Annotated in this window: 19 protein-coding genes; 7 read left to right on the top strand and 12 right to left on the bottom strand. The window is 64.7% G+C overall.

Annotation, left to right across the window (positions count from 1 at the left end; all coding sequences use genetic code 11):
- Positions 1 to 24: 24 nt before the first annotated feature.
- The 4 genes from IGS58_RS01645 to IGS58_RS01630 form a co-directional block, all read right to left on the bottom strand.
- Positions 25 to 2,343, bottom strand: a complete 2,319-nt coding sequence (locus tag IGS58_RS01645) for an NADP-dependent malic enzyme (RefSeq protein ID WP_034780543.1) — start codon at positions 2,341 to 2,343, stop codon at positions 25 to 27.
- A 174-nt stretch (positions 2,344 to 2,517) separates the two neighbouring features.
- Positions 2,518 to 2,895 (bottom strand): hypothetical protein, encoded by a 378-nt coding sequence (locus IGS58_RS01640; RefSeq protein ID WP_230520511.1) that lies wholly within the window; start codon positions 2,893 to 2,895, stop codon positions 2,518 to 2,520.
- Positions 2,888 to 3,481, bottom strand: a complete 594-nt coding sequence (locus IGS58_RS01635) for an SMI1/KNR4 family protein (RefSeq protein ID WP_211548336.1) — start codon at positions 3,479 to 3,481, stop codon at positions 2,888 to 2,890. The genes IGS58_RS01640 and IGS58_RS01635 overlap by 8 nt, the downstream gene beginning before the upstream one ends.
- Before the next feature lie 44 nt (positions 3,482 to 3,525).
- Entirely contained in the window at positions 3,526 to 4,734 is a 1,209-nt protein-coding gene (locus IGS58_RS01630; RefSeq protein WP_230520510.1) for an MFS transporter, read from the bottom strand.
- Positions 4,735 to 4,870: 136 nt separating this feature from the next.
- On the opposite strand from IGS58_RS01630, the gene IGS58_RS01625 reads away from it, so the two are divergent.
- The gene (locus IGS58_RS01625) at positions 4,871 to 5,392 is read left to right on the top strand and encodes a MarR family winged helix-turn-helix transcriptional regulator (protein WP_151097215.1); all 522 of its coding nucleotides are present in this window, start codon (positions 4,871 to 4,873) and stop codon (positions 5,390 to 5,392) included.
- A gap of 2 nt (positions 5,393 to 5,394) precedes the next feature.
- Here the strand turns inward: IGS58_RS01625 and IGS58_RS01620 are convergent, their stop codons facing one another.
- Positions 5,395 to 5,988, bottom strand: a complete 594-nt coding sequence (locus IGS58_RS01620; protein WP_230520509.1) for a hypothetical protein — start codon at positions 5,986 to 5,988, stop codon at positions 5,395 to 5,397.
- 89 nt (positions 5,989 to 6,077) lie between these two features.
- On the opposite strand from IGS58_RS01620, the gene thiL reads away from it, so the two are divergent.
- Complete coding sequence (thiL, locus tag IGS58_RS01615) at positions 6,078 to 7,058, top strand: thiamine-phosphate kinase (RefSeq protein ID WP_070254634.1); 981 nt, start codon at positions 6,078 to 6,080, stop codon at positions 7,056 to 7,058.
- A gap of 19 nt (positions 7,059 to 7,077) precedes the next feature.
- Here the strand turns inward: thiL and IGS58_RS01610 are convergent, their stop codons facing one another.
- The 3 genes from IGS58_RS01610 to IGS58_RS01600 are packed head-to-tail and all read right to left on the bottom strand — an operon-like array spanning position 7,078 to position 12,203.
- Positions 7,078 to 9,654: an EAL domain-containing protein gene (locus IGS58_RS01610; RefSeq protein WP_034780557.1), complete on the bottom strand. Its 2,577-nt coding sequence runs from the start codon at positions 9,652 to 9,654 to the stop codon at positions 7,078 to 7,080.
- Positions 9,651 to 11,681 carry an ATP-binding protein gene (locus tag IGS58_RS01605; RefSeq protein ID WP_034780560.1) on the bottom strand — a complete coding sequence of 677 codons (2,031 nt, stop codon included), beginning with the start codon at positions 11,679 to 11,681 and terminating at the stop codon, positions 9,651 to 9,653. Before IGS58_RS01605 ends, IGS58_RS01610 begins: the two co-directional genes overlap by 4 nt.
- Positions 11,682 to 12,203: a YfiR family protein gene (locus tag IGS58_RS01600; protein WP_034780562.1), complete on the bottom strand. Its 522-nt coding sequence runs from the start codon at positions 12,201 to 12,203 to the stop codon at positions 11,682 to 11,684.
- 320 nt (positions 12,204 to 12,523) lie between these two features.
- Here IGS58_RS01600 and IGS58_RS01595 point away from each other — a divergent pair, with 320 nt between their 5' ends.
- The gene (locus tag IGS58_RS01595) at positions 12,524 to 13,006 is read left to right on the top strand and encodes a CinA family protein (RefSeq protein ID WP_070281668.1); all 483 of its coding nucleotides are present in this window, start codon (positions 12,524 to 12,526) and stop codon (positions 13,004 to 13,006) included.
- Here the strand turns inward: IGS58_RS01595 and IGS58_RS01590 are convergent.
- Positions 12,996 to 14,768, bottom strand: a complete 1,773-nt coding sequence (locus IGS58_RS01590) for a GGDEF domain-containing protein (protein WP_034780832.1) — start codon at positions 14,766 to 14,768, stop codon at positions 12,996 to 12,998. The genes IGS58_RS01595 and IGS58_RS01590 overlap by 11 nt on opposite strands.
- A 212-nt stretch (positions 14,769 to 14,980) precedes the next feature.
- On the opposite strand from IGS58_RS01590, the gene IGS58_RS01585 reads away from it, so the two are divergent.
- From IGS58_RS01585 to IGS58_RS01575, 3 genes are all read left to right on the top strand, one after another.
- Positions 14,981 to 15,709, top strand: coding sequence for a hypothetical protein (locus tag IGS58_RS01585; protein WP_034780566.1), 729 nt, complete (start codon positions 14,981 to 14,983; stop codon positions 15,707 to 15,709).
- Complete coding sequence (locus tag IGS58_RS01580; protein ID WP_070254636.1) at positions 15,710 to 16,063, top strand: hypothetical protein; 354 nt, start codon at positions 15,710 to 15,712, stop codon at positions 16,061 to 16,063. It begins immediately after the preceding gene.
- Between the two features lie 90 nt (positions 16,064 to 16,153).
- Entirely contained in the window at positions 16,154 to 18,979 is a 2,826-nt protein-coding gene (locus IGS58_RS01575; protein WP_230520508.1) for a M16 family metallopeptidase, read from the top strand.
- 2 nt (positions 18,980 to 18,981) lie between these two features.
- Here IGS58_RS01575 and IGS58_RS01570 read toward each other — a convergent pair whose 3' ends face one another.
- Positions 18,982 to 19,383 (bottom strand): ribosomal maturation YjgA family protein, encoded by a 402-nt coding sequence (locus IGS58_RS01570; protein WP_230520507.1) that lies wholly within the window; start codon positions 19,381 to 19,383, stop codon positions 18,982 to 18,984.
- 100 nt (positions 19,384 to 19,483) lie between these two features.
- Positions 19,484 to 20,389, bottom strand: coding sequence for a LysR family transcriptional regulator (locus IGS58_RS01565; RefSeq protein WP_230520506.1), 906 nt, complete (start codon positions 20,387 to 20,389; stop codon positions 19,484 to 19,486).
- A 99-nt stretch (positions 20,390 to 20,488) separates the two neighbouring features.
- Here IGS58_RS01565 and IGS58_RS01560 point away from each other — a divergent pair, with 99 nt between their 5' ends.
- On the top strand, positions 20,489 to 21,781 hold the full coding sequence (locus IGS58_RS01560) for an SGNH/GDSL hydrolase family protein (protein WP_230520505.1): 1,293 nt from the start codon (positions 20,489 to 20,491) through the stop codon (positions 21,779 to 21,781).
- On the opposite strand, the gene cysK is transcribed toward IGS58_RS01560, so the two are convergent.
- A complete protein-coding gene (gene cysK, locus IGS58_RS01555) occupies positions 21,742 to 22,674 on the bottom strand; it encodes a cysteine synthase A (protein ID WP_034780574.1) in 933 nt (310 codons plus the stop codon). The genes IGS58_RS01560 and cysK overlap by 40 nt on opposite strands.
- Positions 22,675 to 22,713 lie beyond the last annotated feature (39 nt).

The raw sequence follows: 22,713 nt of genomic DNA, 5'->3' as shown, positions 1-22,713 counted from the left end.
GGCTTTCAGGCGGCAGCTAAAAACTTAGGCTTTGCGTTGCGCTACCGCGTCAACGACGCACAGCGCCGTCATGTTGACGATGCGGCGCACGGTGGCCGATGGCGTCAGGATGTGCACGGGCTTGGCGCAACCGAGCAGGATCGGGCCCACGGCGATGCCGTTGCCGGCCGCCGTTTTCACCAGGTTGTAGGCGATGTTGGCCGATTCGATGTTCGGCATGACGAGCAGGTTGGCGTCGTTCTTCAGTGCCGAATTGGGCATGATTTTCTGACGCAGCTTGCTGTCCAGGGCCGTATCGCCGTGCATTTCGCCGTCGATTTCCAGGTCCGGCGCGCGTTCCTTGATGATGGCCAGGGCGGCGCGCATCTTTTGCGCCGAGGCGCTGTCGCTGGAGCCGAAGTTCGAGTGCGACAACAGGGCCGCGCGCGGCGACAGGCCGAAACGGGTCATCTCTTCGGCGGCCATGATGGTGATCTCGGCCAGCTGCTCGGCGTCCGGGTTTTCATTGACGTGCGTATCGACCATCACCAGCTGGCGTTCCGGCATGATCAGGACGTTCATGGCGGCATACACGTTGCTGCCGGCGCGCTTGCCCAGCACCTGGTCGATGTATTTCAGGTGCAGCTGGGTGGTGCCGAAGGTGCCGCAGATCATGCCGTCGGCGTCGCCCTTGTGGATCATCATCGAACCGATCAGGGTGTGGCGGCGGCGCATTTCCAGCTTCGCGTATTCCTCGGTGACGCCCTTGCGGCTCGTCATCGCGTAATACGTGTTCCAGTAATCGCGATAGCGCTCGTCGAAGTCCGGGTTGATGACGTCGAAGTCGACGCCCTGCTTCAGGCGCAAGCCGAACTTCTGGATGCGCGCTTCGAGCACGGGCGGACGGCCGACCAGGATAGGACGCGCCAGTTTTTCATCGACCACCACTTGCACGGCGCGCAGCACGCGCTCTTCTTCGCCTTCGGCGTAGACGATGCGTTTGAGTTCGGCCGGCGTGGATTTGGCCATCAGGAACAGCGGCTTCATGAAGGTGCCGCTGCGGTAGACGAATTGCTGCAGGCTGTCCGCGTACGCTTGCAAGTCCTTGATCGGACGCGTGGCGACGCCGGAATCCTCGGCCGCCTTGGCCACCGCTGGCGCGATCTTGATCAGCAAACGCGGATCGAACGGCATCGGGATCAGGTATTCAGGACCGAACGACAGGTTGCTGATGCCGTAGGTGGTCGCGACGATGTCCGACTGCTCGGCATGCGCCAGGTCGGCGATCGCGTGCACGACGGCGATTTCCATTTCGCGCGTGATCGTCGTCGCGCCGCAATCGAGGGCGCCGCGGAAGATGTACGGGAAGCACAGCACGTTGTTGACCTGGTTCGGATAGTCCGAACGGCCCGTGGCGATGATGGCGTCGCTGCGCACGGCCTTGACTTCTTCCGGCAGGATTTCCGGGTTCGGGTTGGCCAGCGCCAGGATCAATGGATTCGGCGCCATCTTGCGCACCATGTCCTGTTTCAGCACGCCGCCGGCGGAGACGCCGAGGAAAATGTCGGCATCCGGGATGATCTCGCCCAGGGTGCGCAGCGGCGTATCTTGCGCGAAGCGTTCCTTGTCCGGGTCCATCAGTTCCGTGCGGCCCTTGTAGACGACGCCGGCCAGGTCGGTGACGTAGATATTTTTCAGCGGGAAGCCCAGATCGACGATCAGGTCCAGGCAGGCCAGCGCCGCGGCGCCCGCGCCCGAGACGACCAGCTTGCAGTCTTCGATTTTCTTGCCGACGGCTTTCAGGCCGTTCAGGATGGCCGCGCCGACGATGATGGCGGTGCCGTGCTGGTCGTCATGGAAGACGGGAATCTTCATGCGGTCGCGCAGCTGGCGCTCGATGTAGAAGCACTCGGGGGCCTTGATGTCTTCCAGGTTCACGCCGCCGAAGGTCGGTTCCAGCGAAGCGATGATGTCGACCAGCTTGTCCGGGTCCATCTCGTTGATTTCGATGTCGAAGACGTCGATGCCGGCGAATTTCTTGAACAGCACGCCCTTGCCTTCCATCACCGGCTTGGCGGCCAGCGGGCCGATATTGCCCAGTCCCAGCACGGCCGTGCCGTTGGTGATGACGGCCACCAGGTTGCCGCGCGCCGTATATTTATAGGCATTCGCCGGATCGATGACGATTTCTTCGCACGGTGCCGCCACGCCTGGCGAGTAGGCCAGTGCCAGGTCGCGCTGATTGGTCAGTTGTTTGGTGGGCGTCACGCTGATTTTGCCGGGGCGCGGGCACTCGTGATACTCGAGTGCGGCCAAGCGCAATTGTTGACGCAATTCTTCTTTTTTATCAGATGACGAATCCATGCTGTGCTGCCTTCCTGTTTGGTCGATCGGGTGTTCCGGATTTTATCAGACCGATTCTTTCAATTAGCTAGGTATTTTCCGCTAGCCACAGTCTGATATCACGAAAACGCATAACCTAGCATTGTAAGGCCGTCCGGCGGCACAAACGTCCTGAACAGGAAAAACTATCAAATTTTATATTTCAATTAGTTTTTTCGATGGAACATCGGAGGCGCGCCACAGCGGCAGCGCGGCGACGGCGCGCTCGATATCGTCCATGTCATCCGCGCCCAGGCTGCTGTCGAACGGCGCGGACAAAATGCTGCGCATCAGCGCCAGGCGCGTCGTCGCCTGCTGCGCGTCGATGAAACGCGTCGTCTCCGCGCAATACTGCGCGCGGCGCAGGGCATCGGCGCCATCATCGTCGCCGTCGGGATAATAATGGCGGCCGATGTGATGCAGCGACTGCAGCAGGAATTCGATTTCGCGCAGGATGCGCAGCGCATCCTCGCCGGACAGCACGATGCGGCGGTTGGCGGGCAGCAGGGAGGGCGGCGTGGCTGGACTATTCAAAATTTTCTTCGATCAGGAAGGCATAGTCGTCATCGATCAGCATTTGCAGATAAGCGTCGAAGCTGTCGGCGATGACCTTGTAGTTGTCGGGGTCGTGCAGGAAGCGCACGATCTGTCCAACCTTGCCGGACGCCGTGGGCGTGAAATCGACATACAGCCGCGAAGAGCCGCCATTGTTCATGCAATGCGAAAAACACAGGCGCTGGCCCTGCTTGATGCCGGCGTCGATGCGGGCGTCGACGATGCCGGGATCCTGTTCCAGGTAATGGCCATAGATATCGGCGATGCTGCGCTGGTTCGCTAGCCCGTCCTGCAGGATCTGTTCGACGGAACTCAGGTAATACGGATACTCGAACACGTCCGAGCCCAGCATGTACACCAGCACCGTGCCGCCGGCATACTCCTGATAATAGGTGCCGTTGTACGTGCCCAGCAAGCGCAGCAGGCTGTCCGGGCACAGCGGATACGTCTGGCGCAAGCTGGCCAGTTGTGCCGCGCTGGCGCCGCTGGCCATCGCCAGGTCCACGAACGGTTCTGGTGGCAAGGCATTGAGTACGCCTTCGAGGTAGCGGTCGACGATATCCATACGTGGCTGGTTCCTGATTTGACGGGTGGGCGCAATATAGCAGCTCAGGATACGCGGCCGGCGCACGGCTGGACCAGTGTCCCGCCCGGCGCGAAGCGCACCGCGATCAGCAGCAGGAGCACGACGCCGCCGGCCATCACCATCCACGCCTGGGCCAGGCTGGACGAGTGCTGGCGGATCAGGCCGGCGATGAACGGCATGCTGCTGGCGATGATGTAGCCGCCGCCCTGCACAAAGCCCAGCAACGCGCCGGCGCCGGCCGGGTCACGCACGTGGTCCATGCTGACGATCAGCGACAGGGGAAACAGGGAGCCGATGCCGCAGCCCAGTAATATCACGGCGGGCAGCGCCAGTTGCGCGGGCGCCACGATCAGGCAAGCCAGGCCGGCCAGCACGGACAACAATACGGCCAGCAACAGGATGCGGCGGTCCGGGAAGCGGTGGATGATGCTGGAAATCACCAGCCCCGCCAGCACTTCCACCAGGGTCAGGCCGCCGAGCAGCAAGCCGCTGTCGGCCGCGCTCCAGCCCAGTTCCGTATAGAACGGTGGCAGCCAGGCCAGCACCAGGGTGTACGCACCCGTGCCGATGCCAAAGAACACCATCAGCAGCCAGGCACGGCCACTGCCCACGGGCAGGCTGGCGCCCGCGCCGCCGGACACCTCCACGCGCGCGGCCGATGCGCGGCGCCACAGCAGCGCGGCGGCCACGGCAGGCAGCGCCCACAGGGCCAGCAGCGCATTCCAGCCCCAGCTTTGCGCCAACGGTGAAGCGGACGCGGCGGCAATGGCCGCGCCGCCCATGATGCCCGTCGTATAAAAGCCCATCAGCTGGCCTGCCCGCTCGGGGAAATGGCGCTTGATGAAGGCCGGCAGCAGCGCCTGCACCAGCGCGATGCCCAGGCCGCCCAGGGCCGCCGTGGCGATCAGGCCGCCGCTGCCATGCAAGGGCCAGCGCAGCGCGCAGGCGGCAGCGATGATGGCGATGCCGAGACTGATGCCGCGCACCACGCCCAGCCGGCGCTGCAGCTGCGCACCCGCCAGCGCGCACACGCCCATGGCGAATACGGGCACGGTGGTCAGCAAGCCCGCGTCGGCATTGCTGATGCCCGTGCTGGCCTGGATACTGTCAAGCAAGGGGCCGATGGCCGCCAGGATGGGCCGCAGATTCAGGCCCAGCAGGATGATGGCGGCCACCAGCAGGGCCGAAGACATTGAAGAAAAAAGGGGAGCGGCAGGTCGTGCGGAGGGCATGGGATAGTCCTTGCCTCGCTGGGAGGCACATGGTTTAATGCGTCATCAGAATATGACTCGATAAAAAGTATCTTAACATAAAGATAGAAATCTATCTTGAGGTCGAGATAGATGGTCCCAAGATACAAGGATACCCATGACAGATGCCCCGCAAGAACACACGCGCGCACAATTTGCCGCAGCACAATGGCAGCGCGAACTGCCGCAGATGGATACCAGTGCCATGCAACTGGTGGGCCAGCTGGGCACGGTGGCGCAGCTGATGGCGCGCGACTGGCTCAATCCGCTGTTCGCCGAACACGGCTTGCAACCGGGCGAATTCGACGTGCTGGCGACCTTGCGCCGCTCGGGCGCGCCCTACAGCCTGATGCCGACGGCCCTGTACGAAGCGGCCATGCTGTCCTCGGGCGGCATGACCAACCGCATCGACCGGCTGGAAGCGGCCGGCCTGATCGAACGCCAGAAGCATCCGACGGACCGGCGCGGCGTGCTGGTGGCCCTGACACAAAGGGGATTGGAACTGATTGAAAAGCTGGTGCTGTTGCACGTGGAGAACGAGCGCGCGATGCTCTCGGCTTTGAATTCGGACGAGCAGCGCCAGCTCGACCAGTTGCTGGCCAAGCTGCTGCACGGCATGGCGCAGGCGAAGAAAGTTTAAGTTTAGGAAAGCAGACGCGCCAGCTCGCGCAGCGCCGCATGGCCGCGCCGGGCTTTGCGCTGCAATTCTTCCGGCGCACAGTGTCCATACAGAGCCTGGACGTGGCCCTCGCTGGCGGCGCGCAGGTCGAGTTCGCCCACACCGGGATCGGGCAACTGCCCCTCGACAAGGGTCAGGAAATAATGGCGGGGCGCGCCATGCAGGTTGGTCGCGAACTGCAGCACCAGGCCGCTGTCGAACAGCAGCGCACCGCTGCACGCCCCTGTCTCCAGCAGCAGGCGATACGGCGGCAAGGGCCGCCGCACCGCGCGCAGCACGCTGGCCAGGCGTACTTGATAACCGAGTTCCAATCCATTCGCATGCAAGCGGCCGCCTTGCAGATACACCTTGAACGATGTTTGCACGGCCCGGCTGGCGCGGCGGAACCAGCGCTCATCCTCATACAGGCACAGCTGGCCGCCGTCGCACAGCTCGTAAAATCCGCGCGCCAGCAGTTCCGGCGCCGTGAACGTGGCCAGGCCGACGGCCTGCGGCTCGCGCAGCCAGCCATCGTCAAGATACGACTGCAGCACGGTGTGGATATCGTGTAGGAGCATAGGAAAATGAACAAGGCTGGCAAAGACGGGCATTGTATGCCAGCCTATAATAGCCGGGCCACACCATCATTCAACGAACAGACCACGCCATGGCCCCACACGACGCGCTTTCCGAATTCGACCTGATCAAACAATATTTCGTGCGCCAGCGCCCCGGCCGCGCCACCCTGGGCATCGGCGACGATTGCGCGCTGATTACGCCCGGCGCCGGCAAGCAGATCGCCATCTCGTCGGACATGCTGGTCGAGGACCGGCACTTCTTTGCCGGCGCCGACGCACGCATGCTCGGTCACAAAAGCCTGGCCGTGAACCTGTCCGACCTGGCCGCCATGGGCGCGCGTCCCGTAGCCTTTACCCTGGCCCTGGCCCTGCCGCAAGCCGAGCGCGCCTGGCTGGCCGGCTTTGCCGAAGGCTTGTTTGCGCTGGCAGACGCATTCGGCTGCGAATTGATCGGCGGCGACACCACCAAGGGCCCTTTGAATATCTGCATCACCGTGTTTGGCGAACTGGCGCCGGGCCAGGCCCTGCGTCGCGGCGCGGCCGTGGCGGGCGACGATATCTGGGTCAGCGGCACCCTGGGCGATGCGCGCCTGGCGCTGGCCGGCTACCGCATGGAGCAGGAACTGGCGCCATCCGACCTGCTGACAGCAAGCGCGCGCATGCACACGCCGACGCCGCGCGTGGCGCTCGGTTGCGCGCTGGCCGAAGCGGGCCTCGCGCATGCGGCCATCGACATCTCGGACGGCCTGGTGGGCGACCTCGGCCACATCTTGAAAGCGTCGCAGGTGGGCGCCACCCTCGACGTCGACGCCCTGCCGGCCGGCCCCGTGCTGGCGCAACAGGCAACCATCGTGCGCCGCCGCTACACGGCCGCCGGCGGCGACGACTATGAACTGTGCTTCACGGCGCCGGCTTCCTCGCGCGACGCCATCGCCGCCCTGGCGGCAAGCTGCGGCACGCCCGTCACGCGCGTGGGCAGCATCGAGGCGCAGGCGGGCTTGCGGCTGGTGGATGCGGCTGGGCAGCCGCTCGATTTGGCGCTGAATTCTTTCGACCACTTCAGCGAATAAAAATAAGGAATCCGCCGAATCAGCGCACCGCCATCCGCGCCAGCCCCGGCTGGTTCACCATCCAGTAGTGCTGGAAGGCCAGGCGGATGTTGTCGCGCAGCTGGGTGTCGTCCCACGGTTTCGTATAGAAACGGTAGATGGCGCCCCGGTTGATCGAGTCGAGCACGGCTTCGAGGCCCGTGTAGCCGGACAGGATGATGCGGATGGTTTCCGGGTACAGCTCTTTTACTTTACTGAGGAATTCCGTGCCGCTCATGCTGGGCATGCGCTGGTCGCAGACGATCACGTGCACCCTGTGCAGGGCCAGCATTTCAAACCCTTCGGCCGGCGTGCTGGCCGTGAGAATCTGGTAGCCTTCGGGACGGAACAAACGGTGCAGGGACGACAGCACGTTGACGTCGTCGTCGACGATGAGCAGGGTTTGCGCAGGCTGCGCGGCCGGGTCGTGGCCGGGCGGCAGGCCGGCGCCGGCAACGATCATCTGCCCCAGTTCCAGCGCCGGCAGGGCGCGGCTGAAATAAAAACCCTGGATTTCATCGCAGCGGTTACGCCGCAGGTATTCCAGCTGCGGGCGCGATTCCACGCCCTCGGCCACCACGCTCAGTTTCAGGCTGTGCGCCATGCTGACGATGGCCAGCGCGATGGCCGCGTCGTTCGGATTGCTGGTGATGTTGCGCACGAAGGCGATGTCGATTTTCAGCTTGTCGATGGGGAAGCGCTGCAGATACGCGAGGCTCGAGTAACCGGTGCCGAAATCGTCGATGGCCACCTTCACGCCGATTTTCTTCAACTTGCCCAGCACGACGATGGTGCGCTCGGCGTTCGACATCAGCGCCGTTTCCGTCAGTTCCAGTTCCAGCAATTCCGGCGCCACGCCATGCTGCGCCAGCGCGCGCGTCACTTCGCCTTCCAGGTCGCCTTCGGCAAACTGGCGGCTCGACACATTCACGGCCACGTGCACGGGCCCCACTTCGCTGTCGCGCCACTCGGCGATCTGGCGGCAGGCGGCCTGGATCACCCAGGCGCCCACCCGCACGATCAGGCCCGTGTCTTCCAGCACCGGCACGAATTCGGCCGGCGCCACCAGGCCGTAGCCGGGACGGCGCCAGCGCAGCAGCGCTTCCACGCCGCTGATGCGGCCCGTGCGCAAATCCACCTTGGGCTGGTAGTACAGGATGAACTGCTCGTGTTCGAGCGCATGGCGCAGCGCCAGTTCCAGGTCCAGGCGCGCCAGCACCTGCACGTTCATGCCGGCCGTGAAAAAGCGGTAGCCGTCGCGGCCCGCCTGCTTGGCGCCGCCCATGGCCGTATTCGCGTATTTGATGAGGGTTTCCGGGTCGGTGGCGTCGTCCGGGTACATGGCGATGCCGATGCTGGCCGTCAGGGTGGCCGCGTGGCCGCGCAAGTCGAACGGCGCGCGCAAGGCTTCGCGCACCTGGTTCGCCACGGCCACGGCTTCCTGCTGGTTGCGGCTCATGGTGAGTATCAGCGCGAATTCGTCGTTGCCCAGGCGTCCCACGGTGTCGCGCAGGCGCACGCATTCGACCAGGCGGTTGCTGAACTGGCGCAGCAGTTCGTCGCCCAGCGCCGCGCCCAGGGTGTCGTTGATGCTTTTGAAGCGGTCGAGCGCGATGAACAGCACCACGATGCGCCAGCTTTTTTCCTGCGCCAGTTCGACGGCCTGGGCCAGGGTCTGGTAAAACAGGCTGCGGTTCGGCAGCCCCGTCAAGCCATCGTAATGGGCCAGGTGCTTCAGACGCTCCTGCGCCTGGCGCCGTTCGCTGATGTCGCGCGCCACGGCGATCAGCAGCAGGCCGCCCGCACCCTGCCCGCCCGCCACGGGCGCCTGCGCATACCAGTGCCAGCCCAGCTCCACCGGCACCAGGCTCAGGTCGCGCCGCACCAGTTCGCATTCCGTCACTTCCGTGGCCAGGTGGGCCGGGCCGCCCGGCAGCGCGGCCAGCGGCGGGGCCGGCGGCGACGGCAGCAAGGTGCCGGGCGCCAGCGCCAGCAGTTCGCTGCGCGCATAGCCGAGCAGGCGGCATGCGCCATCGTTGACGTCGACCAGGGTCATGCCCAGCACGTCGACGAGGAAGATGGCGTCGGTGGTGGCGTCCATGGCGCCGCGAAAGCGCTGCAGTTCCGCCGTGCGCTGGCCCACCGTGCGTTCGAGCAGGGTATTGTAGTGGCGCGCGGCGCGGTGCAGCAGCCGCACTTCGAGCATGTTGCGGATGCGCGTGAGCACTTCGAGCGCGTCAAACGGCTTGCTGATGAAATCGCGCGCCCCCGCTTCCAGCGCCGCCAGCTTGGCGTCCGGGTCGGCGGCGATCACCAGCACGGGCAAATAGCCTTCCAGTTCCAGCGGGCGCAAGGCATCCATCACGTCGTAGCCGCTCATGCCGGGCATCACCAGGTCGAGGATGATCAGGTCGAACTGGTGGCGCTGGTGCAGGCCGGCCACGGCGCGCGCGTCGAGGGTGCTGGTGATGGCCGTGTAGCCGCCGCTTTGCAGCAGATGCTCAAGCAGGCGCAGATTGACTTCCTGGTCGTCGACGATGAGAATTTTCGCCGCATAGATATCGGCCTGGCTGATCATGGCGCGCCCGTTCCCTTCTGCCGGCGCTGCTGCGCCACGTAGGCCAGGGTGCTGTTGATCGCCTCGGTAAATTCATCGAGGTTGATCGGCTTGGTCAGATAGCGGTAAAAGCCCAGCGCCATGCTGCGCTCCACGTCGCCCGGCATGGCGTTGGCCGTCAGGGCGATGACCGGGATGTGCGCCGTGCGCGGATCGGCGCGCAGCAGTTTCAGCGCATCCGTGCCATTCACGTTCGGCAGGTTGATGTCCATCAGGATCAGCTGCGGCAAATGCGTGCGCGCCATATCCACGCCCAGGCGGCCATCCGTTGCCGTCAGCAGCTGCAATTGCGGGCAGTAGCGCACGATTTCCTCGACCAGGGTCAGGTTGGCGGGGTTGTCTTCCACGTACAGCAAGGTCACGGGGGCGCTGTGTTCGAGCAGCGCCCCGGCCAGGTCCGGCCGCGGCAAGGCCGGGGGCGCGGGCGCGGGCAAGGCATCGACCACGCGCAGCTCGATCCAGAACGTGCTGCCCTCGCCGGGCGCGCTGGTCACGCCGATGCTGCCATCCATCAGCTCCACCAGGCGCTTGGTGACCACCAGGCCGATGCCGCTGCCTTCTTCCGTGCCGCCTTCCTGCCCCAGCCGGTTGAAGGGCTGGAACAGCAGCGCCACCTGTTCGCCATCGAGGCCCACGCCCGTGTCGCGCACGCTGATGCGCACCCGGCCGCCCGCCTGCGGCGCGCAATCGATGGCCACCTGCCCCTGCTCGCGGTTGTACTTGAGCGCATTCGACAGCAGGTTCAACAGAATCTGCTTGAGGCGCGTGCGGTCGGCCAGCACGTTCAGGGGGCAGGTGTCGGGAAAGGCCATGCCGATGCCGCGCTGGCTGGCCAGCGGCGCGATCATGTCGCGGCATTCCTGCAAGATGGCGTCCAGGCCCACGGGTTCGAGCGACAGGCTGACCGTGCCCGATTCCACCTTGGCCAGGTCGAGGATTTCATTGATCAAGGTCAGCAGGTGGCGCCCCGATTTCAGGATATGCCCGGCAAATTCCTTCTTTTGCTCCAGGGTCGACGGCAGGCGGTCGGAACTGAGGATTTGCGCAAAGCCCAGGATGGCGTTGAGCGGCGTGCGCAATTCATGGCTCATCGATGACAGGAACGCCGACTTGGCATAGTTGGCGCTGCGCGCCTCTTCCATCGCCATGGCCAGTTCGCCATTCGTCATTTCCAGCTGCATCGTGCGCTCGTGCACGCGCACTTCCAGTTCCTGGTTCAGGCGCATGACTTCCTGCTGCGCCTCGGTGCGCTGTTCGCCTTCGCTGGCCAGCTCGCCGTTCGAGCGCTCCAGCGCCTGCGTGCGCAATTCGATCTCGGCCAGCATCTTGTTGAAGGAATCGACCAGCTGCGCCACTTCGTCGACGCTGAGCTTGCGCGCGCGGCGCGAATAGTCGCCCGTCTCGATCACTTCGCGCGCCACGTCGGCGATATCGAGGATGGGTTGCGTGATGACGAAATCGAGGCGGCGCAGCAGCAGCAAGGCCACCAGCAGCGCCAGCACCGTCACGCTCAGGGCGATGGCCAGATAATCGGCCGTGCGGCCGGCCAGCTCGTAATCGGCGCGCAAATACACGGTGCCCAGCAGTTCCCCATTGTCGACGATAGGCTTGAACAATTCCACCGAACTGCCCTGGATGCTTTCGCCTTCCTTGCCCGCCTTCGCCGGCAGCTCGCCCACATGCTGGTTCGCGCGGTAGCTGGCAAACAGGCTGCCGTCCGCCTTGTACAGGGCGCCGGCCGTCACGCGCGGGCGGATGCGCATCAGGTTGAGGTTTTCCAGCGCCAGGCGTTCGTCGTCGAAGGCCAGCGCGGCCGAACTCATGTGCCCCAGCAGCTCGGCCTGGGTACTGATGTCGGCCACCAGGTTGCGGTGGTAGGCGCGCAAGTCGTAGACGACGATGGTGCCCAGCGAAATGACGAGCGCCACCAGGGTGGTCAGCAAGACCACCGACATCAGCTTGTGGCGGATGGAACGCAGTCGTATCATCTAGGCGCCTCCCGTCTGCACGCGGTAGGCGGCCAGCAGCATGCGCGCGCTGATGCGGATATGCGCCTGCGCCACGGGTTTCAGGGCCACGTCGAAGCGCACCTTGTCTTCGGCCATCACAAAATTGATCATGCTGCCCATCGCGTAGACCTCATCCGAATCGGATACCGTCAGCAACGCCAGGCCACGGCTGGCGGCCAGCATCTCCTGCAGCGCCGTTTTATCCAGCGCCCCCAGGTACAGCACGTGCAGCCCGGCCAGCGCTTCGCCGCGCCGCACTTTTTTCACCTGCACGGCGCGGCCGTTGACACTATGCCCGGCCACGCTCTGTTCGAGCTGCTCGGCCAGCGCATCGGCGCCCGCCACGCCGATCACCAGCGGAGAGTCGGGCCGGGCAAAGCTGCCGTCGGGCCATTCGACATAGCCGGCAAACTTGTACAGATACCCGGCCTTGACCTGGCGTTCCAGCTCCCCCGGCACCTGCGCCCGCGCCTCGATACACAGCACGCCCAGGAGCAGCAATAGCCACTCCCAGCGGAGAGGGCGGCGGCCAGCACCGCGCGCGGAGCAGCGCAGGGGGCCAGGATGACGCCACCAGGTCCAGTTCAGAATTACCATGACAACCGAGTAAAGATAATGCTATACGAAGGCGCGGCACCATGCCGCTTGCCTGTTCGAGCGATGCGCACCAGGGTGGCGCAGCGACAGAGCGCCTGCCAGCCCGAAGTGGTAGCAAATGTATAAAAGAGTGTACGCATTTTCGCTGGTACCGGGGAAAGTTTCTTTTACCGTTGGCCATGCTACAGTCTTGCCACCATTTTCACCGCATGCAGGAGTCATCCATGAGCAACGAACTCGTCCCCCTCTCCACCGCAGTCGGCCTGGCCTTGCAGGCGAAGGGCCTGCTGCTGGCCACGGCCGAATCGTGCACGGGCGGCGGCGTGGCGCAGGCCGTCACCGATATTTCAGGCTCGAGCGCCTGGTTCGAACGGGGCTTCGTCACCTATTCCAACGGGGCCAAGACCGGCATGCTGGGCGTGCCCGCCGAGCTGATCGCCGCGCACGGCGCCGTCAGCGAGGAAGTGGCGGCCGCCATGGCGCGGGGCACCCTGGCCCACAGCGAGGCCCAGGTGGCCGTCTCGACCACGGGCATCGCCGGCCCCACGGGCGGCGTGCCGGGCAAGCCCGTCGGCACCGTCTGCTTCGGCTGGGCCATGGACGGGCGCGTGCAAACACAGCGGCTGGTATTCGCGGGCGACCGCCAGGCCGTGCGCGAGCAAGCCGTGGCGCACGCCTTGCGCGAACTGCTGCGCTTTATCCAGTAGCGGCGGCGATGCAGGCGCGGTCGCGGCCCGCCTGCTTGGCCGCGTACAGGGCGCTGTCGGCGCGCATCAGCAATTCGTGACGGCCGGCGCCGTGGCGCGGATATTCGGCGATGCCGGCCGAAAAGGTGCAGCCGGACAGGCTGTGCGGCGCCTGCCGGATCAGCAACTGGCGGTAGCGCGCGGCGATATCGTCGATCTTGTGCGCCGCGATGAGGCTGTCTGCTTCGCGCAACAGCAGGCAGAATTCCTCGCCGCCATAACGGCACACCATGTCGCTGCCACGCAGCTGGCTTTCCACCAGGCGCGCAAACTGGATCAGCACTTCATCGCCAAAGTTGTGCCCGTAGGTATCGTTGACGCGCTTGAAAAAATCCAGGTCGATGATGGCGATGGCCACGGGCGCATCCGCATCGGCCTCGTGCAGGATGGCGTTGAGGCAGGTTTCAAAATGGCGGCGGTTGTACAGACCCGTCAGGTGGTCGCGCATGGCCTGTTCCTTCAGGCTGTCCTGCAGGGAATTGACATGCAGGATCTGGTGCGCCAGTTCCCGGTTCAGGTGCTCGAGCTTGACGTTTTCCGATTCGCGCGCCGCCTGCAGCTCCAGCGCCTTGTCGCGCTCGGCTTTCAGGCTGTGCATTTCCTTTTCCAGGTTGCGCATCAGGCTGCGCGAGGCGCGCGCCGACTTGCTGCTGGCCTCGTAGGCGGCCTGGTATTGCTGCAGGAAACCATACGCCGCCTGCCATTCGCCCAGCTGGGCATTGATATCGGACAAGCCGCGCAGGATCTGCTGCTGGTGAAACGGATTGCGCGTCCAGCTCAGCAGGCTGTGCGCCTGCGTCAGGGACGCCAGCGCCTGCGCCGTCTGGCCCGCGTGCAAGTCCAGCTTGCCGCGCACCAGCCACGCATGCATCTGCTCTTCCAGGTCCTGGCCCCGGCGCGCATATTCTTCGGCCCGCAACAGCAATTGCAGGGCGCTGTCGGGCTGGCGCAGCAGGATCGCGGCGTGGGCGGCGATACAGAACAAAAAGGCGCGCACGGCCAGGTCTTCTTCCGGCCACTCGTAAAACGGTTCCACCAGCGCCAGCGCCTCGGCCGGCTTGCCCGTGGCCAGCAGGCACATGGCCAGGTTGGCCGAAACGATGGTTTGCTGGTATTTGAGCTTTTGCGTGCCGATGATCTCGAGCGCCTCGACCAGCAGGGGGATGGCGTCTTCATCGTTGCCCAGGTCATGCTGCGACGACGCCAGGTTCGACAGGCTGTTGACCCGGTGCGCGGGGCTGCCGAAACGCTCGGCGATGTCGAGCGCCAGCAGGAAATTGCGCGGGCCGTCCTGCGTATCGCCACGGTTCAGGGCATCGACGCCCAGGCGCGCGTACAGCATGAACTTGTGCAGGGAGTCGGGTATCTGCGCGGCCTGGCTGCGCGCCTGCAGGAAATGCTGCTCGGCATCGGCAAAATCGCCGCGCCGGCTCGCATACGCGCCCTGCAGGGCGGCCACTTCCATGCCCCCTTCCAGGTCGCCGCTTTGCTGGAAATACGCGCCCAGACGCTCGCACGACGGTTCGGCCTCGCCCGCGTAATACGCCAGCCAGCAATGATTGAGTTCCGCATACGCGCCGCCGCGCGCATACTGTTGTCGTTGCGCCGCCGCCAGCGCCATCTGCGCCAGCCGGCGCGCCTGGCGGCGGTTGCCGACCAGGCAAGCCAGGGCTTGCTGATTCAGACGGTCAATGTCGGCTTTATCGAGACTGGAGATCGGCACTGCGTCCTCGTTCACACTCTGGGGTGCATTTTTCACACAAAACTTGCTCTGTATCAATGGTATCCTGATTAACATCATAACCAGATTCGCTGTTCCGCATGGCATATTTGCAAAGGATTGTGGTAAAAATGCCAGTCGTGGCCTGGCCGGGCGCGTGCGCCGCTGTCACGGATCTTTGATTGTCACTGACGCAACAACTTGGAGTAGTCGCAATGCAAAACACGGTACATTTCATCCTGCAGGGCAAGGGCGGCATCGGCAAGACCCTCGTCTCTACCCTGCTGGCCCAGTGGATAGGCGGCAAGGACGACACGCCTTTGCGCTGTTATGACACCGATCAGGAAAACGCCACGTTCTCGCGCTACAAGGCGATGAACGTCAAGCATGTGCCCGTGATGACGGATGCGCGCAACATCGACCCGAAACGCTTCGACGCGCTGATGATCGACATTCTCGAAACGGACGGCAACTGCGTGATCGACAATGGCGCGAACACGTTTTCGCCGCTGATGGGCTACCTGCTGGAAAACGATTGTTTTTCGCTGCTGGAAGAATCGGGCCGCAAGGTCTATATCCACACCATCGTCGGCGGCGGCGACACCCTGCACGACACGGCCACGGGTTTTGTGGCGACAGCCCAATCGACGAAGGTGCCGCTGGTGCTGTGGCAAAACGAACATTTCGGCCTGCTGCAATCGGCGTCCGGCAAGCAGTTTATCGAGTCGCAGTCGTACGCCGACAACCGCGTGCGCGTGAAAGGCAGCATTACCTTGAGCCAGCGCAATCCCGACACCTTCGGCGCGGACGTCAAGAAGATGAACACGGCGCGCCTGACGATGCAGGAAGTGCTGCAGAACGACAAGTTCAACATCATGGAAAAGCAGCGCATCAAGGTCGTCTACCGCGACATCTTCGAACAGCTCGACAAGGTGCAGTGGTAGATGGACCAGCACAAACTGCGCAGCCACGTATTCGACAAGACGGGCATCAAGATCGACGTCGATGACCCGATATTCGCCCTCGTGGCGCTGAACGAAGCCGTGCTGGCGGAAACCGTCGAGCGCCAGCTGGCCTTGCTGGACGCCGCCACGCAAGCGCTGGCGGCGCAGGCGCGCGCGGCGGGCGGCTTGCCTGCACTGCCGCCCGCCGCCCTGGCCGGCCCTGCCGATAATGCGACGGCGCCAACCGTCGGCTTCACGCCGCGCGAATGGCGCCTGCTGGGCGCCGCGGCCATCGTCTCCATTGCCAGCGCGCTGCTGGTGCTGGGCGGCGCGGCCCTGCTGTATAGACTGTAGCACCGACCGTAGCACTGAACGTAGCACCGTCGCGCTGCGCCAGCCACGAGCGAGCAGCAGCGTCTTCTCCACCTATCCCTGGAAGCATGCATGAAACCGATCAAACTGCTGGCCCTCCCCGCTCTGCTGCTGTCGCTGTACGGCGCCCCGCTCACTCTCGCCCACGCCGCCGATGCGGCCGCGACGGCGCCCCTGGGCGCGACGGCCGTGCCGCACATCGCCTATGAAAAATACACCTTGCCCAACGGCCTGGACGTCATTCTCGTGGAAGACCATAAATTGCCCGTCACGGCCGTCAATATCTGGTACCACGTGGGTCCCGCGAATGAAGCGCCGGGGCTGACGGGCTTTGCCCACCTGTTCGAGCACATGATGTTTGCCGCCACCAAGCACGTGCCGCGCGGCATGGCCGACCAGTTGCTCGAAGGCGCGGGCGCCACCGACTCGAACGGCAGCACGGATTTCGACCGCACCAATTATTTCGACACGGTACCGTCGAACCAGCTGGAACTGGCCCTGTGGACGCACTCCGACCGCATGGGCTACCTGCTTGACGTGCTCGACCAGACGGCGCTGACGAACCAGCAGGATGTGGTGCGCAACGAACGCCGCCAGAGCGTGGAAAATGCGCCCTACGGCATCGTGCAGGAAGCCCTGTACCACCAGCTGTTTCCCAAGACCCACCCGTATTACGCCAGCGTCATCGGTTCGCACGCGGATATCCAGAACGCGAAACTGGCCGACATCAAGGAATTCTTCACCAAATACTATGGCCCCAACAACGCCAGCCTGGTGATCGCCGGCGATATCGACAAGACGAAGACCAAGGAACTGGTCAACAAGTATTTTGGCAGCTTCAAGAGCGGCCCGGCCGTGCCGAAACCGAATGTGGTGACGCCGCCCATCACGCAGGAACGCCGCATCGTGGTGCAGGACCGGGTGGAATTGCCGCGCGTCTTCATGGCCTGGCTGACGCCGTCCGCCTACACCAGGGATGACGCGGAACTGTCAATGGCGGCGCACATCCTGGCCGGCGGCAAGTCCAGCCGCCTGTACAAGTCCCTCGTGTACGACAAGCAGATCGCCCAGGATGTCGGCGCCAGCCAGGGCTCGAACGCCCTCACCTCCATCTTCACCATCGACGCGACGGCGCGCCCGGGCCACAAGCCCGAGGAAATCGAACAAGCCTTGCAGGCGGAGCTGGAGCAATTGCGCGCCAAGGGCCCCACCGAGAAGGAACTGGAGCGGGCGCGCAACAGCATTGAGACCACCATGCTGAGCCAGGTGGAAAAAATGGGCGGACGCGGCGTGGCTAACTTGCTCAACGAATACAACCAGTACCTGGGCGACCCCGGCTACCTGGCCAAGGATATCGAGCGCTACCGCCAGGTGACGGCCGCCGGCGTGCAGCGCGCCGTCGACCAGTACCTGAAAAACCAGTCGCGCGTCGTCGTCTACGGCGTGCCGGGCAAGCCGGACCTGGGCGCGGAAGTGCCAACGCCGGCGCCGGGCAAGGTCAAGCCTGCGCCAGGCACGGCCATCAATGCGGACGAACCATGGCGCAATGCCGTGCCGAAGGCCGGTCCCGCACCGAAGATTGTTTTACCGCAAGGAAAATCGTTCACCCTGGCGAACGGTTTGACCGTGATCCACCATTACAACGGGGCCGTGCCGCTGGTTTCCAGCCAGCTGGTCATCAAAAGCGGCTCGGGCGCCAATCCGCTGGCGCAGCCTGGTTTGTCGAGCTTTACGGCGCAGTTGCTGCAGGAAGGCACGGCCACGCGCAGCGCACCGCAGATCGCCGACGATGTGGCGCAGCTGGGCGCCCTGCTGAGCACCGGTTCCAACACGGATGCCTCGTTTGCCCAGCTGACGTCGCTCAAAGCCACGCTCCCGCAAGCGCTGGACGTGCTGGCCGACGTGGTGCTGCACCCGCAATTCCCGCAAGCGGAAGTCGAGCGCCAGCGCGCCAGCCGCATCGGACAACTGGCGCAGCAGCGCGAAAACGCGGGAGCCGTGGCCGCCCGCGTGGAAGCGACGGCCCTGTATGGCCCGCAGCATCCCTACGGCTACATCCAGCTGGGCACGGAAGCGGCGCTGAAGGCGGCCAGCCGCGCCGACCTGCAGGGTTTCTGGCAGCAGCATTACCTGCCGAACAATGCGGCGTTGATCGTCTCGGGCGATATCGGCGAGGCGGAATTGAAGGCACTGGCCGAAGCGAAGTTCGGCAGCTGGAAGGCCGGCACGGTGGCGCAGTCCGTGGCCGCCGCGCCGCAGACGACGCAGGCAAAATTGATTATGGTCGACAAGCCGGGCGCGCCGCAAACGGCCGTGCGCCTGTCCGCCATCGCCGTGCCGCGCGCCACGCCCGATTACGCGCCGCTGCAAGTGATGAACGCGGCCCTGGGCGGCTTGTTTACCAGCCGCCTGAACACCAACTTGCGCGAAGAAAAGGGGTATACCTATGGCGTGCGCTCGCAATTCCAGTACCGCAATCAGCCTGGACCATTCTCGATTGCCGCCAGCGTGCGCACCGATGTGACGGGCCCGGCCGTATCGGAAACCGTCAAGGAAATCCGCGCCATGATCGCCAAGCCCTTGAGCAGCAAGGAACTGGCGAATGCGCGCAACTCGCAGGTGCTGTCCTTGCCGGGCCAGTTCGACACGAATGCCAGCATCAGCGCAAGCATGGCGAACGCGTATATCTACGGCCTGGGCCTCGACTATTACACGACCTTGCCGCAGCGCTTTGCCAGCGTGACGGACAAGCAGGTGCAGCAGGTGGCGAAAAAATACCTGCAGCCGGAAAAGCTGATCGTCATCGGCGTGGGCGACAAGGCGAAGATCGCCCCGCAATTGTCCAAGCTCAAACTGGCGCCGGTGGAACTGCGCGATGCTGAGGGTAACGTCAAATAAGGCTAGCGGCGCTTGAACAGCGCCGCTTTATCGACCAGCGCCGCGATCGCCACGCCCGCCGTGTAGGCGATCAGGTCGACCCAGCCGAAGGCGGAACCCAGTACCAGGTGCCCCAGAGGATGCACGCGCAGCGCGACGAGCCACGGTGCCTGGATCAGCTGGCCGAATTCCACGGCAAAGCAGATCAGCAGAGACCACAAGGCCAGTTGCCAGGTGCGCATACGCGTGGCAACGATGCCCAGCGCAAAGACAATCATCATGGCCCACAGGGCGTCGCCCGGATACTTGCCGAGCGCGGCGGGGACGAATTGGGGATAGGCGCGCGAGGCCAGGCCCAGCGCGATAACAGCCACGGTTGCGCCCACCTGCAGCAGGCGGCGGCGTTCAGGTTTTACCAGGAACATATTTCCATTCAAAGGCACAATACGGGCCGAACCATTGCGGCCCGTCCGATATTGTACTGCGCTGCCGTGTCCGCCTGTAGCCTATTGCGCCTGGACACGCTCAGCCCAGGTCGACATTCTGCGCCAGGAAATCAAGCAAGACGCGCACGCGCAGCGGCACATGCCCGCCTTGCCCCACGAACACGGCATGCACCTCTTCGCTGTCGCCGGGATTGCATTCTTCCAGCAGCGCCAGCAGACGGCCGGCCGCGATATCGGCCCGCACCTGGAAGGCAGCCAGGCGCGCCAGTCCCAAGCCCGCCAGCGCCAGTTGCCGCAAGGCTTCGCCATCGCTCGCCTGCGCATTGCCCGTGACCGGCATGACGATGTCGCCTTCAGGCAAGCGCAGCGGCCAGCCCGAGCGGGCGCGCGCGTAATTGGCATCGAGCAGATTGTGCGATGCCAGCTCGGCGGGCGTCAACGGCGTGCCGCGCCGCGCCAGGTAGGCTGGCGACGCCACGATCACCATGCGCGTCTGGCCCAGCTTGCGCGCCAGTAAGCTGGAACTTTTCAGGGGCCCGGCCCGCACGGCCACATCCGTGCGCTGCTCGAGGATATCGACCACTGCATCCGTGAGCTCGATGTCGAGCGTCACCTCCGGAAAGCGTTCCAGAAACAGCGGCGCCAGCGGCAGCAAAAAATGCTGGCCGAACGGCACGTTCGCATTGACCCTGATCTTTCCGCGCGGCACATCCTGCACACCGGCACAGCGCTCGGCCTCGTCCAGGGCCGCCAGCACGTGCCGGCCCCGTTCATACAGGCCGCAGCCCTCGGCCGTCAGTTGCAGCTGGCGCGTGGAGCGGTTCAACAGGCGCGCGCCCAGGCGCTCTTCCAGCCGCGAGACGAGCTTGCTGACGGCCGAAGGCGTCATGCCGCAGGCGCGCGCGGCGGCGGAAAAGCCGCCCAGTTCCACCACGCGCACAAACACTTCCAGCTCGCCGGAACGGTTCACTTCCAGTCTGGCCATTGTGAATTCAACTCATAAATGTTCTTCGATGAGATAGTCTAGTGCATAAATGGCTTTGCTTTCATCATGCGCACATTCCCCTTGATGAAGCGAACCGCCATGCAACGATTCTCCCTCCTCCCCGCCGCTCTGCTGAGCCTGGCACTCGGCACGAGCCCTGTCCAGGCCGCCAACACCGATACCACCTGGCTGGCCAGCTGGACGGCCAGCCCGCAAGCCGTGTGGAGCAGCGACTACCTGTTCCCCAGCAATGTGCCCGCCGTGCTGCACGGGCAAACCGTGCGCCAGGTGGCGCGCCTCAGCGTGGGCGGCCCGCGCGTGCGCATCGTGCTGTCGAATGCGTATGGCAAGGTGCCGCTGCGCATTGGCGCGGCCAGCGTGGCCCTGGCCGCGTCCGGCTCAGCCATCAAACCCGGCAGCCTGCGCACGCTCACGTTTTCCGGCCAACCCTCGGCCAGCGTGGCGCCGGGCGCGCCGATCATCAGCGACCCCGTCGACCTGTCCGTGCCGGACCTGGCCCGGCTGACGGTAAGCATCCATTTGCCGCAAGCCAGTCCCGTCTCCACGTTTCACTGGGATGGCCGCGAGACGGCGTGGATCGCCCCGCATGACCAGACGCGGGCCGCGCGCATCGATGATGCACAAGCCGGCGTGCAGACCACCACGGCCCGCCTCTTGCTCAGCGCCATCGAGGTGGAAGCGGCGCCGGGGACGCAAGCCGTGGCCATCCTTGGCGATTCGATTACCGATGGCGCCAGCGCCAGCCTGGGGATGGATGCGCGCTGGCCCGATTTCCTGGCCGAACGCCTGGCGCCGCAGGGCGTGGCCGTGATCAATGCGGGCATTTCCGGTGCGCGGCTGTTGTCCGATGGAATGGGAGTCAATGCCCTGGCGCGCTTCGAGCGCGACGTGCTGGCGCAACCGGGCGTGCGCTCGGTGGTCGTCTTGTTGGGGATCAATGACATCAGCTGGCCCGGCACGGCGTTTGCGCCACGGGAAAAACGGCCGACATTGGAGGAACTGAGCAGCGGCTACGTCCAGCTGGTGGCCCAGGCCCGCAGCCGCGGCGTGCGCGTGGTCGGCGCCACCCTGACGCCGTTCGCAGGCGCCCTGCCCGGCACGCCCCTGAGCGACTATTACCAGCCAGAAAAAGATGCGCTGCGCCAGCAACTGAATGCGTGGATACGCAACAGCGGCACGTTCGACGCCGTACTCGACTTCGATGCCTGGGCGCGCGATCCCGCGCATCCGCTGCGCCTGTTGCCCGCCTACGACTCGGGCGACCACCTGCACCCGGGCGATGCAGGCAACCGGGCGCTGGCGGAAAGGATAGCCCTGCCGCTGCTATTGAATCAGTCGCCCAGGCCTGCGTACAGAGCAGTGCTCAAGTAGCGCTCGCCGAACGACGGGATGATGGTGACGATGGTCTTGCCCGCGTTTTCCGGGCGGCGCGCCACTTGCAGGGCGGCCCACAGGGCGGCGCCCGACGAGATGCCGACCAACAAGCCTTCGTCGCTGGCGGCCAGGCGCGCCGTGGCAAACGCGTCGTCATTCTTGACGCAAATGATTTCGTCGTAGATGGCCGTGTTCAAAATCTGCGGCACGAAGCCGGCGCCGATGCCCTGGATCGGATGCGGGCCCTTGGTCCCCTTCGACAGCATCGGCGACGCTTCCGGTTCCACGGCGATCATTTGCAGGCCAGGCTTGCGTTCCTTCAACACTTCGCCGATGCCGGTGATCGTACCGCCCGTGCCCACGCCGGCGATGACGATGTCCACTTGTCCATCCGTATCGCGCCAGATTTCCTCGGCCGTCGTGGCGCGGTGGATGGCGGGATTGGCGGGATTGTTAAATTGCTGCAGCATCAGGTAGCGCGGATCGGCTGCCACCAGTTCCTCGGCCTTGCGGATGGCGCCCAGCATGCCTTCGCTGCCGGGCGTGAGCACCAGCTCGGCGCCATAGGCGCGCAGCAGGATGCGCCGCTCGCGGCTCATGGTGTCGGGCATGACGAGGGTGCAGCGGTAGCCGCGCGCGGCGCAGACCATGGCCAGCGCGATGCCCGTGTTGCCGCTGGTGGGCTCGACGATGACGGTATCGGGATGAATCTTGCCTGCGGCTTCCGCGGCGACGATCATGGACAGGCCGATGCGGTCCTTGACGCTGTGCGCGGGATTATAGAATTCGAGTTTGGCCAGGATGGTGGCCACACTGCCGGCGGCGATGCGGTTGATACGCACCAGGGGGGTGTTGCCGATCAGTTCAGTGACGTCGTTGGCGATGTTCATGGAAGGAGGCTCCGCTATTTCAAGAAACCCCAGTCTACC

It is taken from the genome of Janthinobacterium sp. EB271-G4-7A (assembly GCF_020858075.1).
Taxonomy (GTDB): Bacteria; Pseudomonadota; Gammaproteobacteria; order Burkholderiales; family Burkholderiaceae_D; genus Janthinobacterium; species Janthinobacterium lividum.
The sequence above is the reverse complement of the archived record's forward strand: the minus strand, read 5'-3'. Positions and strand labels throughout refer to the sequence as shown.

Excerpts from the sequence above, each read along its gene's own strand:
- IGS58_RS01575 (WP_230520508.1), top strand. The coding sequence starts at position 16,154 with ATGAAACCGATCAAACTGCTGGCCCTCCCCGCTCTGCTGCTGTCGCTG.
- IGS58_RS01570 (WP_230520507.1), bottom strand. The coding sequence starts at position 19,383 with ATGTTCCTGGTAAAACCTGAACGCCGCCGCCTGCTGCAGGTGGGCGCA.
- IGS58_RS01585 (WP_034780566.1), top strand. The coding sequence starts at position 14,981 with ATGCAAAACACGGTACATTTCATCCTGCAGGGCAAGGGCGGCATCGGC.
- IGS58_RS01630 (WP_230520510.1), bottom strand. The coding sequence starts at position 4,734 with ATGCCCTCCGCACGACCTGCCGCTCCCCTTTTTTCTTCAATGTCTTCG.
- IGS58_RS01565 (WP_230520506.1), bottom strand. The coding sequence starts at position 20,389 with ATGGCCAGACTGGAAGTGAACCGTTCCGGCGAGCTGGAAGTGTTTGTG.
- IGS58_RS01560 (WP_230520505.1), top strand. The coding sequence starts at position 20,489 with ATGCAACGATTCTCCCTCCTCCCCGCCGCTCTGCTGAGCCTGGCACTC.
- IGS58_RS01635 (WP_211548336.1), bottom strand. The coding sequence starts at position 3,481 with ATGGATATCGTCGACCGCTACCTCGAAGGCGTACTCAATGCCTTGCCA.
- thiL (WP_070254634.1), top strand. The coding sequence starts at position 6,078 with ATGGCCCCACACGACGCGCTTTCCGAATTCGACCTGATCAAACAATAT.
- IGS58_RS01620 (WP_230520509.1), bottom strand. The coding sequence starts at position 5,988 with ATGCTCCTACACGATATCCACACCGTGCTGCAGTCGTATCTTGACGAT.
- IGS58_RS01605 (WP_034780560.1), bottom strand. The coding sequence starts at position 11,681 with ATGATACGACTGCGTTCCATCCGCCACAAGCTGATGTCGGTGGTCTTG.
- IGS58_RS01625 (WP_151097215.1), top strand. The coding sequence starts at position 4,871 with ATGACAGATGCCCCGCAAGAACACACGCGCGCACAATTTGCCGCAGCA.
- cysK (WP_034780574.1), bottom strand. The coding sequence starts at position 22,674 with ATGAACATCGCCAACGACGTCACTGAACTGATCGGCAACACCCCCCTG.
- IGS58_RS01580 (WP_070254636.1), top strand. The coding sequence starts at position 15,710 with ATGGACCAGCACAAACTGCGCAGCCACGTATTCGACAAGACGGGCATC.
- IGS58_RS01595 (WP_070281668.1), top strand. The coding sequence starts at position 12,524 with ATGAGCAACGAACTCGTCCCCCTCTCCACCGCAGTCGGCCTGGCCTTG.
- IGS58_RS01610 (WP_034780557.1), bottom strand. The coding sequence starts at position 9,654 with ATGATCAGCCAGGCCGATATCTATGCGGCGAAAATTCTCATCGTCGAC.
- IGS58_RS01645 (WP_034780543.1), bottom strand. The coding sequence starts at position 2,343 with ATGGATTCGTCATCTGATAAAAAAGAAGAATTGCGTCAACAATTGCGC.